The organism is Streptacidiphilus sp. BW17 (genome assembly GCF_041262485.1).
Lineage (GTDB): Bacteria > Actinomycetota > Actinomycetes > Streptomycetales > Streptomycetaceae > Streptacidiphilus.
Genome location: NZ_JBGCCR010000030.1, coordinates 34,086 through 48,559, shown reverse-complemented (window position 1 = coordinate 48,559; position 14,474 = coordinate 34,086). Strand labels below are relative to the sequence as shown.

The window sequence follows — 14,474 nt, the reverse complement described above, 5'->3', positions numbered from 1 at the left end:
CTGACGTCAACTCTCTTGTTTCCATGGTGTTTTCAGGCCTGTCCGCGCTGGCTGTGGAGGATTTGTGGGACGAGGGTGAGGTGATCCGGGTGGCTGCGCGGACGCGGGGTGGCCCGGTCCCCTGCCCGGCGTGTGGGGCACCGATGTCGAAGGTGCACGGCTTTCACAGCCGGACACTCGCGGATGTTCCGATGGACAGTCGGCGCGTCGTCGTCTCGGTGCGACTGCGACGTCTGGTCTGCCCGGTGCTCGGCTGTCCGCGGCAGACGTTCCGCGAGCAGGTCCCGGGCCTGGTGAAGCGCTACCAGCGCCGCACCCACCGCCTCGCCAGCCAGCTCGGGTCGACAGTCAAAGAGTTAGCGGGCCCACACCGCCTGCTGGGCCACCGCCGTGAACCCGGCCCGGCCGGGCGGCGTACGCGAGCAGACCACCCGGGAACGCTGGCACCAGGTCCACGAGCTGCTCAGCAAGGGTGTCGGCCTGCTCGAATGCGCCCGCCGCCTGGACACCTCGCCCTGAACACCGTCAAGCGCTACGCCCGCAGGCAGGAGCCCCACGGCCGAGCGCCGCGCACCGCGGTACCGGCCCACCCTGGTCGATCCCTACTGCGACCACCTGCGCCGACGCCGGGCCGAGGACCCCGCCGTGCCAGTCACCCACCTCCTACGCGAAATCAAGGAGCTGGGTTGCACCGGCAGCGCGAACCTCCTGGTCCGCTACCTCACCCAGGGCCGCGCCGAGGGCGGCAAGCCCGTCACGACCGCGCGTCGACTGTCCCGGCTCCTGCTGACCCGCCCCGACAACCTGCGCGACAAAGACGGCGAACTCCTGCGAGAACTCACCGCCACCTGCGCCGAGATGACCGAACTCGCCCGCCTCGTCGGCGAGTTCGCCCGGCTCCTGGTCCCGGCCGAGGGCAACGACGCCAACCTCACCCTCCCGTACCACAACGGCCGGACTGAAGACGTCAACACCCGCACCAAGAAGATCATGCGGCAGATGCACGGTCGCGCTGGGTTCCCGCTCCTGCGCCAACGGATCTTGCTCCAATAGGCAACCCGAAGCGTCACCACCGATTACGGGACAGAGCCGTTGGCTGGACAATCCCTGCCCGGTCGGCGGGTGGCCGGCAGGGCGCAGCGCTTTTCGTCAGGGACAGGGGTACTGCCGGGGGCTCAGGCTTCCTGGAGGGACACCCAGTTCACGCCCTGGGTGCTCGGCCTGGCGATCGGCGACGGCTTCCCGAACCACTGGTCGTAGACCGGGCCGGAGGTAAGCACCCGGCCGACGATCGAGTGCGTTCCCTCCTCGGGGCCGTCGGTGACCCCCTCGACCTGCGCCACGAGGACGATGCGCTTCTCGGCCTCGAAGATGGCGTAGCCCGCCGTATGGGTGCGCGCTGCGTCGATTCGCCAGTTCCAGCGGTTCAGCGCGAAGACCACGTCATCGGCCAGGCCCTCGCGCCAGCCCCAGCAGGGGATGACTTCCCGCCCGGGAACGGCCGGGTCGGATTCGGTGAGCTTCGAGAGGTGCAGGTGGAGTATTTCGGATGCCACGGAGTTCTCCCCAGGTGCGATGTCCGGTCGTGCCTGTGGATTTCGTACTGGATAGTACTGAAGTTGAACTCGTGATGTCGGCCTTCAACAGTGCCTTGCTGGGCCAGGTCGGACGAACTTGGTCCAGTCGGTTGTGGTGCTCGTCGATCCAGCTCTCCGGCGGTCGGATCCACAGCATCGCGCTGGGCCAGTCGGGATCGTTGATCGCCACGACCAGGTAACGGCCCTCCTGCATGTGGAGGACCACATTCAGTCCGCGGTGCGCGCGGTGGGGCCGGGACTCCAGTCCCGGCCCCACCACACGCGCGCTACACCACGCTGAACAGCACGCGGATGGCTTTGTTAGGCCCCGCCGCCGGGCCGACGGGCCGCCCAAGGTCCTTGCGGGGAGACCCCAGGTTCGTGGTCTCACAGGCTGCCCTGGCGAAGATGTCGAGGCCTTCCCCGCGGGGCGGGCGGCTCCAGTCTGGGAGAGGGAGCCCCGACATGCAGGGGGTGGGTCAGCAGTCGCCGTAGTTGCCGGAGCCCCAGGCGCCGTTGTTGAAGTTGTGGTCGTTCCCGAAGATCGTCTTGTTGCAGGTCGTGTTTTGGTGCCACTCCGAGTCGGTGGAGTAGTTGGTCAGGTCCACGATGGGCATGAAGATCTTCGGGTTGGTGTAGGACTGTCCGGCCGGGTTGGTATAGATCGACTGGACCGGGGTGGTGGTGTAGGAGCCGTCCAGGTGGTCCAGGCGGAAGCTGATGTACGCGATGGCATGCCCGTTGGGGTCGTTCATGTAGAGGCGACCCTGCGGGTGCTCCACGTTCTGGGAGTTACCGGCGTTGTCGTTGAAGGGCGTGGAAGGGCCATAGGTCCAGTGGATCTCAGCGTAGACGCCCTTGCAGTCCGGGAACCAGCCCAGGTAGATCTGGCCAAGATTGGTGTTGTCTGCCCAGATGGTGACGGGGTGGGACTCCAGCACGGGCGCGCTGGAGGCTCCGCAGCCAGTGGCAGTGACGGCGCTGGCAGTGCCGCTGCTGGCCACGCCCAGGCCCACCGCGAGCGCGAAGGCGGAGGCTGCGTAGGTCATTTTGCGGCTGAGTGAGCGAAGACGCACGGTAGGTCCTGACTGTGGTGTTGATCTGATGTTGAGCCGCCGCTTGGGCCGGCCTTGCGCTGGGCGGCATGACCAGGCTGCTCGACCGGCCTGACGAAGTCCCGTTTCCCGTACGAATCCGTACAGCTCATAGACTCACCGTTGTCAGGGCACGATCACAGGGGGGGCATAGTGGGTGAGCAGCGTTGCGGGATGCCGGATCCGGATCGCGCCGCGGATCTCGCAGAATTCATCGGTCTGCTGGCTGAGTTGCGCGTGTGGGCGGGGTTCCCGTCCTACCGAACGCTGGCCAAGCGAGTCGGGCAGGCGATACGGCCAGCGCGCGTCGTGTCGCCTTCTACCGTCGTGGACGCCTTCGACGTCGGGCGGCGCCGTCTGGATCTGGATCTGGTAGTGGCAATCGTCCGGGCGCTGGGCGTGGACGAGACCGGGACCTCTCGCTGGCGCGAGGCCTGCATAAGGGTGCACGGATCGGCCAAAAGCGGCGGACCGGTCGGCGTATCGGCACAGCTCCCCACGGACTTGGCGACGTTCACCGGGCGCCAGGAGGAGCTCGCACGGCTGCTCGAAGCGGCGATGCACCCCCGCGACGGCGATGGCACGCACGCTGTGGTGATCTCCGCGATCGAGGGAATGGCCGGCGTGGGCAAGACGCAGCTGGCCGTTCGCGCCGCACATGAACTGGTCCGCGCGGGGCACTTCGCCGACCTGCAGCTGCATGTGAACCTGCGTGGCTTCGATCCCGAGCTTCCGCCTGCGGACCCGTCAGCTGTCCTCGAGGCGTTCTTGCGTCAGCTCGGGGTCCCCGCACAGCAGATCCCTGCCAGCCGGGATGAGCGGGCGGCGATGTACCGCGACCAGGTCCGCGAGCGTCATGCGTTGGTCCTGCTCGACAACGCAGCAGACGAGAACCAGGTCCGCGACCTCATTCCGGCAAGCCACACCAGTCTGGTGCTGATCACCAGCCGCCGTAGTCTTGCCGGCCTCGACGGCGTCACCCCCCACTGGATCGACACCTTCTCCGAAGCCGAATCACTGGACCTTCTCAGGCGGATCGCCGGACACGAACGCATCGAAGCCGAACCCGACGAGGCCCTCCGCATCGTCCAGTACTGCGACCGCCTCCCGCTGGCCCTTGCCCTGGCCGCCGCCAGGTTGCGTTCCCGCCCCGCCTGGACGCTCGCCGAGTTGGCCGACCGCCTGCAGGCCGGCCGACTGGAGGCGATCCGTGCCGGCGGCCGAGCGCTGCGCCCCGTTCTCGACCTCTCCTACCGGGAGCTCACCGAGCCGCTCCAGCGGGTCTTCCGCCTACTCGGTTGCCACCCCGGGCCCGACTTCACTCCCGCGATGGTCGCCGCGCTCGCCGACATCCCCACCCACGAGGCCGAGGACGTCCTGGAGTCGCTCCAGGACGAGAACCTGATCCGGCAGAACACACCCGGCCGCTACCACCTCCATGACCTGCTCCGGACCTTCGCCCTGCACGTGCAGGACCCCGGATCAGCAGAGACCGTCGAAGCCCTCGCCCGGCTCTTCGACCACATGAGAAGCACCGTGGCCGCCGCAGTCGATCTCCTCATCCCACACGAGAAACACCTCAGGCCCGCCGTCCCCACCGCGGGCACGGATGTGTCGTGCTTCGTGGACACGGACCAGGCCACCGCTTGGCTCCGAACGGAGCACGCCAATCTCCTGGCCGCAGCGGAGTGCGCGGCTCGCGGGGGCTTCGGGCGGCACGCCACGGACCTCTCCGCACTCCTGGGGCGCTACCTTGACACGAACGGCCACTACCAGGACGGTCACGTCCTGCACGCCCTTGCCCTCCAGGCGGCAACAGACGCAGCCGACCTCGCTGCCGAGCGCAGCGCCGCGGCCGAACTGGGAAGGGTCTGCGTGCGTCTCGGCCAGCTTCACCAGGCGCGCATGTTCTTCGAGCAGACCCTCGAAGCGAACCCGGGACACGCGGACGCGTCCAACGCCGCCCGCGCTATGTCGAGCCTGGGCGTGATCGACGTCGGTGAAGGACGGCACGATGAGGCCCTCAGGCGCTACCACGAGGCGGCGAACCTGTTCGAGACCGCCGGTGACGTGGCCGGGCAAGCGACAACAACCGGCAACATCGCAGTCGCCTATGTGAGGATGGGCCGCTTTCCGCTGGGAATCGCCCACCACGAGCGCGCTCTCGCTCTCTTCCGCGAGACTGGCGATCGCAGCGGCGAAGCCCGCACCCTGGGCAACCTCGGCCAGTTGTACATCCACACCCGACTCGACGACTCCGCTACGACGCACCTTACCCAGGCCCTTGATCTCCACCTGGCGATCGGCGACCTGGCGGGAGCGAGCCACAACCGGATACAGCTCGCCCACGCTCAGGTGCGCAGTAGCCAATTCGATCAGGCCTCAGAGCATCTGGAGCAGGCCCTGGCCTTCTTTCGAACCAGCGGACACAGACTCGGACAAGCCGAGGCGCTGCACATCCGTGGCGTACTGTTCACAGGCCAAGGACACCACCACCAAGCTGCCGAGCAACTCCAGGAAGCCCTCGCCTCATTCGAGGCGCTGGCCGAACCCGCGCATGCCGCAACCACACTCAACAGCCTGGGAAGCAACGCCTTCGCACAGGGCCAGTTCGATACCGCCCTTGAATTTCACCGACGGGCCCTCAAGCGCGCAGCAAGCGACGGCATCGGCGATCAAGCGGAAGCCCACTGCGGCATCGGGGACGCCCTCCACGCAAACGGTCAGCCGGAACTGGCTCGAGCGCACTGGCAGCAAGCACTCGATTTCTACGCGTACATGACGGTATGCAAGGCCGACGAAGTACGTCGTCGGCTTGCTCCCAGTCATGGATGAAGCGCCTCGCCCGCCAACCGGAGATCTTCAGCGGTGGCCCGTGTTGAACAACAGGTTGGAGCGGAGTGCGAACTTGCTGATCAGGATGGTGCGCAGGCTCCCAGACGAGCAGTTCTCAGTCGCCCCGCGAGTGATGGGTGTGGATGACTTCGCGTTCGAGAAGGGCCACGTGGACGGCACGATCATCTTGGACGTGGAGACCGGTGAGCGTGTGGATGTGTTGCCCGACCGCACCTCAGAGACACTCACCGCCTGGTTGAGCGCCCATCCCGGGGCCGAGATCGTGTGCAGAGACTGAGCCAGCGCCTACGCCGAAGCCGTCCGCACCGTCTGCCCCGACTCCAGGCAGGTCGCGGACAGTCGGGTGCGCACTGCCCACGGCCACCCCCCGTCGGCATCACCGAGCGGCGCACACGGCAGCCCTGGCACACCGCCAAGGCAACCCGCGGCGTTCAGGGACATGGCCGTCGAGCTCCGCCGGACGATCATCGCCGCCCGCCATATCCGCAACCCCGCAGGTCGGCCAAGCCCGAGGAAATCGCGGTCACCCCCCACACGCCAAGATCACGACCACGACCCGCTGCAAAGTCGAGCTGTCAGTAGCCTTTGACGAAGTTGATCACGTACCACTTCGCGGTGGTCACGTTGTAGATCGCGGTGAGGAAGTCCCGCTTGTTCGGCGTTGTGGTGAGTGTGGTCGAGGAGACGGTGGTGCCCAGGGCGAACGCAGAGCTGAGGATGAGCGCGCGGCTGCCGGTTGCGTCCTGGATGAGTTCCCAGGTGATGCGTTGTCCGTCGGCGGGGTTGGTGGGAGTGCCCAGGGTTCGGTTGCCCTTGAGGGTGACTCGGAACAGGATTCCCAGCGCGGCGTTGGTGGCGATGGTGGCGGCGTCGGTGAGGGTGACGGGGGCCGGGTTGACCTTCGCGTCGACGTAGTCCTTGCGCGTCAGGTGTTCGGCCGAGGTCGGGGAGGCTGTGGTGGAGACGTTGCCTTCGTAGTAGGCGGAGTTCGAGCCGTAGACGAAGCCGCTGGCCACCGTGCCGCCGGCGGTGTCGTTGATGACGTTGGTGTAGCCGGCCAGCGACAGGGGTTTCACGTTGCTGACATCGCCGAGGGTGGCCGAACACCCGGCATCGACGGTGACCGAGTTGACCGCCCCGGTGGTGGGGGTGTTCTCGGCGAATCCGAGGATACTGACGGCTCGTGCCGCGCCGGTGACCCAGATACTGACGTTGGGGCTGTTGTAGGTGAAGGAGTTGTACAAGCCCACGCCGATCGCGGCGTTGATCTTCCAGCTGTAGCCGTTGTATCCGGTGCCGCGGTTGACCGCGGATTCGGCGCCGCATCCCGTGAAGCTGATGCCCTGGCTGCCGACGCCGGTCACCTCGTACCCGATACCGCAGTAGTCGGCCGCGCAGCCGACGAAGGAGCAGTAGGCCATGGTGTCGATGTGGAAGCCCGCGTTGGTGACGGTGTCGGCGTAGCAGGCGACGAACGAGCAACTGGTCCCTGCGGCGCCTCCGGAGACACCGTGGATGTCCCAGCCGTGGTTGCCGTTGTTGGCCGAGGTCACGCCTTCGAACGTGGAGACGATCGGGTTGGAGAGGTCGATTCCGGTGTCGCCGAAGAACTTCACGGTCATCCGCGCGAACGCCAGCGAGACGGTCGCGGGATTGGCCGATCGCGTGAGCACGATGCCGCTGCCGCTGCCACTGCCCGGCCCTTGGATGGTGAGGTCCTGGATGGTCAACCGGGTAATGTCCGAGCCGCTCAGCCCGTTGGCCGTGGTGCTGCTCTGTGCGATCACCGACGAGCCGTCACTGACGCCCTCCAGGATCAGGTTGGAGCGGGCCACCAGCACGGAGGAAGTCTTGTAGGTGCCTGCGGGGAAGACGACCGTTCCGCCGGAGGAGGGGACCGCGTTGATCGCGGTTTGGATCGCGGTGGTGTCGTCGGTGACGCCGTTGCCGGTGGCGCCATAGTCCAGGACGTTGAACCAGTAGCTGGTGGCCATGGTGATCTCCGTTCAATCTCGCATCGAGTCGACAGGCCGAGGCAAGACTGAGGCCTTGCGAGGAATTCGGCCGCGGTAAAAGCAGCACCGTCGATTGACACGGAACCGGTTCGAGCCGGCCAGGAAAGGGCGCGGGCACGTGCATTCAACGTGCCTCGTTGAGGAGACAACTCGCCGCCATTACTTAGGGTAATGAGATCAAAGCGCTGAGTAAAGGGTTCTGCGGTGTCAACCTCTTCGCTTCTCGTTCATGACGCCACGTCAACCGCGTGCCGCGCGACTGCGTCCGCCGAAACAGGACGGTCGCCAACCGTGACCGTGCTCAGCGGAGCCGGTTCGTCTCTTCGGCGTGCCAGAGCCACGGTCCGGACGTGTGCGCGGCATTCTGGGCCGATGGGAGCGGAACAACGACGCCGGCGTGAGCGCGGGCGGGCTCTGGGCGTTTCGGAGAACCGGCCGTCTGCCGATGTTCGCGACTGGTGGCGTGACGCGGTCTGCTACCAGGTCTACCTGCGCAGTTTCGCCGATGGGAACGGTGATGGTGTCGGGGACCTCGCCGGGTTGCACCAGCGCTCGCCCTACCTGGCGGGGCTCGGCGTGGACGCGCTGTGGATCAATCCCTGGTTCCCCTCGCCGATGGTCGACGACGGCTACGACGTCGCCGACGACAGGGCCATCGATCCTGTCTTCGGCACCATGTTCGACGCCCGTGCGATGATCGAGGAGATCCATGCGCTGGGCCTGCGCCTGGTGATCGACATCGTGCCCAATCACACATCCGCCCAGCACCCGTGGTTGCGCGAGGCGTTGGCCGGCAGCCCCGACTGCGTCGAGCGCGACCGCTACATCTTCAGGCCTGGCGTCGGCCCGGGAGGTGACGCCCCGCCCAACAACTGGCGCAGCGTCTTCGGTGGCTCCGCGTGGACCCGCATCGTCGAACCCGACGGCAGGGCCGGGACGTGGTACCTCCATCTGTTCGCGCCCGAGCAACCCGACCTCAACTGGGACAGCCCGCTGGTCCGCCGGGAGTTCGAGTCGATCCTGCGGTTCTGGTTCGATCTGGGCGTCGACGGGATCCGCATCGATGTCGCGCACGCGATGATCAAGGCCCCGGGCCTGCCCGACCTTGTCCCCTCGGACATCGAGCTCACCGCATCGGCCGCCCATCCCGGCCACCCCCTTTGGGACCGAGAAGGGGTCCACGAGATCTTCCGCGGCTGGCGCGCGGTGGCCGACTCCGATCCCGCACCCCGCGTGTTCCTCGCCGAGGCGTGCGTGGGCGCGTCCGAACGCCTGGCACGATACGTCCGGGCCGATGAACTGCACACCGCTTTCAACTTCGACTGTCTGACGGCCTCGTGGCGGGCGGATACTCTGCCTATCGCGATCGACAGCTCCCTTCGGCGATGGCGGCCGTCGGCGCCCCGGCGACCTGGGTGCTCTCCAACCACGATGTCGTGCGCCACCTCACCCGCTACGGCAGGGCGCAGTCCGACGGCCCGGTTCACACACTCGCCAACCACTCCCCGCCCGGTCCGGTCGACCTGGCGCTGGGTACGCGGCGTGCGCGGGCGGCCGTCCGGCTCATGCTGGCGCTCGCCCCGCCGTTCGGCTTCAGCCCCGACCACGCCCAGAAAGTCCCATGGCTGCCTCAACCGCCGCAGTGGAAGCAGCTCACCGCGCAGGCTCAGAAAGGCGACGAGCGGTCGATGCTCGAGCTCTATCGGAAGGCACTTCACATCCGGCGGGTCCACCCGGCGCTGGGAGAGGGAAGCCTCGGATTCCGATGCGTCGTCAACCTGGGCCAAGAGCCGGTTCGGCTGCCGGACCACCGGGAGGTGCTGCTGAGCAGTGTCCCCCTGGAGGCCGGGCTGCTGCCCGGCGACGCGGCAGTCTGGCTGGCCCGGTGACGACCCGTCTGTCCACGGCGCCGGATCTGCGACTGCGAACTGGCGGTCTTTCACTGCGCAATCATGGGGATCGGCCACCGAAGGCTGAGGATGGAGTGAATGAAGTGGTGGAGCGTTCGCTGCCCCGGGCACGGCCAGCTTTCCGGCTGGGCCGCGGATGAAGGCCTGGATGTGGCTGATCCTGCTGGCGCTGGCTTCCGCCGGCGCTTCTCTCCCCACTGCCTCGCCCGAGAGATCGGTCCGCAGCGTCACTACCGGGGCCTATATCCCCGACCCCGATGGGGATCCGGCGGGATGGCACGGTCAGCTGGACCAGTACGACGCTGCCGTGGGTCGGCGCCCCAGCACGGTGCAGTGGTACGTCCAGTGGGAGGGGCGGCAGCCGTTCCCGACCTCCGACGCCCTCTACGTCCGCTCGCGCGGGCAGACGCCGTTCATCACATGGGAGTCCTGGGACTCGAGCGGCGGTGTGAACCAGCCCGCCTACGCACTGTCGAAGATCCTCGCCGGGAAGTTCGACGCGTACATCGCGCAGTGGGCGATCGCCGCGAGAGCCTTCGGCACGACCGTCTACCTGCGATGGGGCGCGGAGATGAACGGGAACTGGAACCCGTGGGATCCAGGAGTCAACGGGAACACCACCGCGCAGTACGTCGCGGCGTGGAAGCACATCCGGACGGTCTTCACCGCGGCCGGCGCCACCAACGTGAAGTGGCTGTGGACCCCGATCAACCAGTACACCGACTCGACGCCCCTGTCCGAGGTCTACCCGGGGGACGAGTATGTGGACCTGGTGGGCGTCGACGGCTACAACTGGGGCACCTCCCGCAGCGGTCGCACCTGGCAGAGCTTCACCGAGGTCTTCAACCCCACCATCGCCACCATCCGCACCCTCACCGTGAAGCCGCTCTGGCTCACCGAGGTGGGCTGCACGGAGCTGGGCGGCGACAAGGCCGCCTGGATAACGGCGATGTTCGCCGCCGTCGCCGGCGACACGCGGATCGGCGGCCTGATGTGGTTCAACGCCGACAAGGAAACCGACTGGCGCGTCTGGTCCTCCCCCGCGGCCCTGAGCGCCTTCCGTACCGGCATCGCGTCCGCGCTCTATACCTCCGCATAGGGCGGGACGCATGCGCCGACCCGAGCGGCGCCCGGCTGCCGAGCACTTCGGCAGACCCACCGCAGCCCCGATCGGGGGACGGCTGCTGCTCTGTTCGGGTCAAGCACCACCCGGGCCGGGGCGACCCGGCGCCAGAATCCTGTACGTGAGGCCTTGAGGCTTCGGCCCGGCCGCTTGGCGTGGGATGTGGAGGAGTCACTGGTGAGCCGGTTCGGACCGACACGGGGACAGACGCGCAAGGAGGCGCGCGGGCCGGCGTTCGTACGCCAGCCCAGGAACCTGACCCGGGAGGGCCGCACCAAGCCCGGGCACATCCCGGACCTGCGCTACGCCGGGCCGGGACGCATCGTCGTGCTGGTACCGGCCCACAACGAGGAAGCGCTCATCGCCGAGACCCTGGAGTCCCTGGCGGCCCAGACCAGGCCGCCGGACGAGGTCATCGTGGTCGCCGACCGCTGCACCGACCAGACGGCTCGGATCAGCAGCGCCCACGGCGCCAAGGCCATCGAAACGGTCGGCAATACACAGGACAAGGCGGGCGCGCTCAACCAGGTCCTGGACCGGCTGCTGCCGCAGCTGAGCGACCACGACGCCGTCATGGTCATGGACTCCGACACCTCACTCTCCCCCCAGTTCATCGCCGAAGCGGCCCGGCGCCTGCGCCACCAGGAACCCGACCAGTCACCCATCGGTGGCGTCGGCGCCATCTTCTTCGGCTACCCCCTGCGCGGCCTGGTCTGCCACCTCCAGAACAACGAGTACGTGCGCTACGCCCGTGAACTCCACCGCCGCCACGGCCGCGCCGACGTCCTGACCGGCACCGCCTCCCTCTACCCCGTCCACGCCCTGCGCCACGTCCACCAGGCCCGCGCCCACGGCTCACTGCCCCGAGGCCGCGATGTCTACGACGTGGAGTCGCTGACCGAGGACAACGAACTCACCCTCGCACTCAAGCACCTCGGCTACCGCTGCGTGTCACCGTGCGCCGGCATCGTGGGCACCGAACTCATGCCCACCTGGTCCCGGCTGTACTACCAGCGGCTGCGCTGGCAACGGGGCGCCCTGGACAACCTCAAGGCCTACGGCACCACCCGGGTCACCCTGCCCTACATCTGCCGGCAACTGCTCACCTACCTCAGCGTGGCCTTCGTCCCCTTCTTCCTCACCGTCCTGCTCTACAACACCGTCACCAAGGGCTTCCCCGGGTGGCCATGGTTCTGGCTCGGGATCACCTCCATCGCCGCCTTCGAACGCATCTGGGCCGCCAAACGCGGCGGATGGAAGGCCCTGCTCCTGGCCGTCATGATCGTGCCCGAGGTCCTCTTCGACCAGTTCCTCAACGTGATCTACGCCAAAACCCTCATCGACATACTGACCGGTACCGGCGCCACCTGGGAACGCACGCACAGCCGAACCCGCCGCCTGCGCGCGGCGGCCACCACAACAGCAGGCTTCACCCTCCTACTCGCCGCCGTCGTAGGCCTGGCCCTTGCCTGCATCGCCCTCGGCATCGCCTGGACCCTCATCGCGGCCTTCGTACTGTGCGGCGTCGCCGCGGCCACCATCCGCCTCAGCCGCCTCCACCCCCTCGGGCTGCTCCTGTCCCTACCCAGCGGCGAACAACCGCACGGCGAAATCCCGCCCTGGCGTCAGTGAGAAGGCCTCAGTTCACAGGTGCGGGGGGCGTGCAGGCCGTCCGTCAGATAGACCCCCCACTGCTGCCATCCTGAGGATTGCCCCACGACCACAGTCCGCGGCGTGACGGGCCGTCATCCGGCCGACGGGGGCCGCCCGCTCGGTGGCCGCCGCGCTCGACCACTCGTACTCGTACACCTGCGGCATAGCGTCGACCCCGGTGGCTTCCGGCATTGTCGGGCCGATCTCGGACCACCCGACCAGCTCATCCCCACCCCGCACATGCCGTCCCGTAGCCGACCAGCTCGGCAGCCGTCCGGGGCCGGACCCCGTCACCTGCAGTCCGGAGCCGGTCGCCGATTCCTGGTCGTCCGCACCTCATGCCCCTTGGGAGGGCCAAGGACACCTCCGACCGAAGGTGGTCTTCACAGCGCGACACGCCGCAATATCGCGGGGCGCCAGCGTCTCTGATCGGGCATCAGCAGCCAATCAGGAGAAGTTTGGCGCTGACGTCCACGGCCGCGACTGCACGGGGAGCGGCTGGCGCTACGTCGCAGGTTTGGTGGTGGCGGTCAGTCCGGTGAGGAGGATGTCGAGGCCGCGTTCGAGTTCGGTCGCGCCGTCGTAGGAGGCCAGGACGGTGGCGAGGCCGCGGAGCTGGGGGAATTCGCGGATCGGCAGGTGGTGGAGGCCCAGGCGGAGCAGGTCGTCCGTTTCGTCGGGGTTTTCGACGAGTTCCTGGAGTTCGTTGAGGATGTGTCCATGCAGGAAGCCGAACAGGGCGCGGTAGATGTGCAGGGCGTCGGCGCCGCTGAAGCCGGCGCGGGTGAGCAGGGCCAGGACGTCCTCCAGCGGGCGCAAGGTGCCGTGCGGGCGCAGTGCGAGTGGTGTGGCCAGTGGGCGGGTGACCAGCAGGGGTACCACGTGCGGGTGGGCCAGGGCGACGCGGCGGAACCGGTGAGCCACGGCGCGTAGTTGGGCCATCCAGTCGGGGTCGGTGGGATCCACGGTGAGCTCGGCCATGACGGTTTCGGCGACGCCGTCGAGCAGGGCGGCCTTGTTGTCCGCGTGGCGGTACAGGCTCATCGGGTCGCGGCCCAGCGCTCTGGCCAGGGCGCGCATGGACAGCTTCTCGACGCCGTCGCGGTCGACGATCTCCAGGGCACAGGCCAGCATCCGCTCCCGGGTGAGCTTGCCGTCCGGGTGCGCCCTTTCTTCCTCCCGGAGCGTGTGACGGACCAAGGACGCATCCATGCCAAGCACCTTCTCTCTCGCCACGCCGGGCCCGCCATCGGGTGGAGGACCCGTGCCACCTGCAAACCCGTAGACCTACGGTGTAGACACCAGTCTAGCCAAGGAGTTCACTGTAGATATACGGCGTATGTCCTTTTTAGGAGGAAACGTCATGATCATTATCCTCGGACTCATCATCCTGGTCGTCGCGGCCGTCGTGGCCGTCGCGGGATTCTTCAGCAACACCGGCAGCGCACACGCCCTCAACGGCGCGTTCTCGGTCTTCGGCCACCACATGAACGGCTCCACCGGAACGCTGTTCCTGTTCGGCATCATCGTCGGCGCCGCCGCCATGCTGGGTCTGGGCCTGCTGCTGACCGGCGCCCGCCGCACCTCCCGCCGGGGACTTGTCGCCCGCCGCGACCTGCGGCACTCCCGCCGCGAGACCGCAGCCGTCGACAAGGACCGCGACGCCCTGGCCGGGCAGCGCGACACGGCGCGTGCGAAGACGGCAAGCGTCGCCCAGGAACACGACGACCTGGCCCGGCAGCGGGACGACCTCGCCGAACAGCGCGAGGACCTGCTCAACCAGCGCGAGGACCTGCTCGACCGGGACCCACGGATGCGCGCCACGCCGACCGGTGCACGCGCAGCGCCGGACGGCGAGGCAGCGGGCGGTGACCCGGCCCCCTTCGGGTGAGAAGCAGCCCCGCAAGGAAAACCCGGTCGGTAGTCGCCCGGCACCCCTGACGATCACCAGTCCAGCGAAGGGAAGCAGTCATGAGCATCGGCAAGAAGGCCGCGCACAAGGCCGAAACGGTCAAGGGCGGCATGAAGAAGGCCGCTGGCCGCGCCACCGGCGACCGGCCCCTTGAAGCCGAAGGCCGCGCCGACCAGGCCAAGGGCGACGTCAAGCAGGCCGGAGCCAAGGTCAAGGACGCCTTCAAGCACTGACCCAGGCGTCCGGTCAACAACCTGCCGCGCCGTCACTTGCCAGGCAGGGCACCACTCCAGCCGCGCTGCCGCCGGGGGCTGGCCCCCGGCGGCAGCCACAT

The 14,474-nt window shown here is 67.9% G+C and carries 10 protein-coding genes and 2 pseudogenes; 8 read left to right on the top strand and 4 right to left on the bottom strand.

The window, feature by feature from the left end; genetic code table 11:
* Positions 1–26 precede the first annotated feature (26 nt).
* Positions 27–1,053, top strand: a pseudogene (locus ABH940_RS28625) (transposase family protein).
* A gap of 122 nt (positions 1,054–1,175) precedes the next feature.
* On the opposite strand, the gene ABH940_RS28620 reads toward ABH940_RS28625, so the two are convergent.
* Positions 1,176–1,556, bottom strand: a complete 381-nt coding sequence (locus ABH940_RS28620) for a hypothetical protein (RefSeq protein ID WP_370071962.1) — start codon at positions 1,554–1,556, stop codon at positions 1,176–1,178.
* 500 nt (positions 1,557–2,056) lie between these two features.
* Complete coding sequence (locus ABH940_RS28615) at positions 2,057–2,626, bottom strand: hypothetical protein (protein ID WP_370106578.1); 570 nt, start codon at positions 2,624–2,626, stop codon at positions 2,057–2,059.
* A 219-nt stretch (positions 2,627–2,845) separates the two neighbouring features.
* Here ABH940_RS28615 and ABH940_RS28610 point away from each other — a divergent pair, with 219 nt between their 5' ends.
* Positions 2,846–5,506, top strand: a complete 2,661-nt coding sequence (locus ABH940_RS28610; protein WP_370071960.1) for a tetratricopeptide repeat protein — start codon at positions 2,846–2,848, stop codon at positions 5,504–5,506.
* A 40-nt stretch (positions 5,507–5,546) separates the two neighbouring features.
* A complete protein-coding gene (locus tag ABH940_RS28605; RefSeq protein ID WP_370106577.1) occupies positions 5,547–5,804 on the top strand; it encodes a transposase in 258 nt (85 codons plus the stop codon).
* Positions 5,805–6,102: 298 nt separating this feature from the next.
* On the opposite strand, the gene ABH940_RS28600 is transcribed toward ABH940_RS28605, so the two are convergent.
* The gene (locus ABH940_RS28600) at positions 6,103–7,521 is read right to left on the bottom strand and encodes a glycosyl hydrolase family 28-related protein (RefSeq protein ID WP_370071958.1); all 1,419 of its coding nucleotides are present in this window, start codon (positions 7,519–7,521) and stop codon (positions 6,103–6,105) included.
* A 393-nt stretch (positions 7,522–7,914) separates the two neighbouring features.
* Here ABH940_RS28600 and ABH940_RS28595 point away from each other — a divergent pair.
* The 3 genes and pseudogenes from ABH940_RS28595 to ABH940_RS28585 all read left to right on the top strand — a co-directional run bounded on the left by ABH940_RS28595 (position 7,915) and on the right by ABH940_RS28585 (position 12,207).
* Positions 7,915–9,431 (top strand): annotated as a pseudogene (locus tag ABH940_RS28595) (alpha-amylase family glycosyl hydrolase).
* A gap of 169 nt (positions 9,432–9,600) precedes the next feature.
* The gene (locus ABH940_RS28590; RefSeq protein ID WP_370106576.1) at positions 9,601–10,551 is read left to right on the top strand and encodes a glycoside hydrolase family 26 protein; all 951 of its coding nucleotides are present in this window, start codon (positions 9,601–9,603) and stop codon (positions 10,549–10,551) included.
* A 201-nt stretch (positions 10,552–10,752) separates the two neighbouring features.
* Entirely contained in the window at positions 10,753–12,207 is a 1,455-nt protein-coding gene (locus tag ABH940_RS28585) for a glycosyltransferase family 2 protein (protein ID WP_370106575.1), read from the top strand.
* Between the two features lie 525 nt (positions 12,208–12,732).
* On the opposite strand, the gene ABH940_RS28580 is transcribed toward ABH940_RS28585, so the two are convergent.
* Positions 12,733–13,440 (bottom strand): TetR/AcrR family transcriptional regulator, encoded by a 708-nt coding sequence (locus ABH940_RS28580; protein ID WP_370071955.1) that lies wholly within the window; start codon positions 13,438–13,440, stop codon positions 12,733–12,735.
* A gap of 151 nt (positions 13,441–13,591) precedes the next feature.
* On the opposite strand from ABH940_RS28580, the gene ABH940_RS28575 reads away from it, so the two are divergent.
* Together ABH940_RS28575 and ABH940_RS28570 are read left to right on the top strand one after the other, a co-directional pair.
* Positions 13,592–14,119: a hypothetical protein gene (locus ABH940_RS28575; RefSeq protein WP_370106574.1), complete on the top strand. Its 528-nt coding sequence runs from the start codon at positions 13,592–13,594 to the stop codon at positions 14,117–14,119.
* Between the two features lie 80 nt (positions 14,120–14,199).
* A complete protein-coding gene (locus ABH940_RS28570; protein ID WP_370071953.1) occupies positions 14,200–14,373 on the top strand; it encodes a CsbD family protein in 174 nt (57 codons plus the stop codon).
* The last annotated feature ends 101 nt before the right edge of the window (positions 14,374–14,474 follow it).

Excerpts from the sequence above, each read along its gene's own strand:
- ABH940_RS28610 (WP_370071960.1), top strand. The coding sequence starts at position 2,846 with ATGCCGGATCCGGATCGCGCCGCGGATCTCGCAGAATTCATCGGTCTG.
- ABH940_RS28570 (WP_370071953.1), top strand. The coding sequence starts at position 14,200 with ATGAGCATCGGCAAGAAGGCCGCGCACAAGGCCGAAACGGTCAAGGGC.
- ABH940_RS28590 (WP_370106576.1), top strand. The coding sequence starts at position 9,601 with ATGTGGCTGATCCTGCTGGCGCTGGCTTCCGCCGGCGCTTCTCTCCCC.
- ABH940_RS28580 (WP_370071955.1), bottom strand. The coding sequence starts at position 13,440 with ATGGATGCGTCCTTGGTCCGTCACACGCTCCGGGAGGAAGAAAGGGCG.
- ABH940_RS28600 (WP_370071958.1), bottom strand. The coding sequence starts at position 7,521 with ATGGCCACCAGCTACTGGTTCAACGTCCTGGACTATGGCGCCACCGGC.
- ABH940_RS28615 (WP_370106578.1), bottom strand. The coding sequence starts at position 2,626 with ATGACCTACGCAGCCTCCGCCTTCGCGCTCGCGGTGGGCCTGGGCGTG.
- ABH940_RS28575 (WP_370106574.1), top strand. The coding sequence starts at position 13,592 with ATGATCATTATCCTCGGACTCATCATCCTGGTCGTCGCGGCCGTCGTG.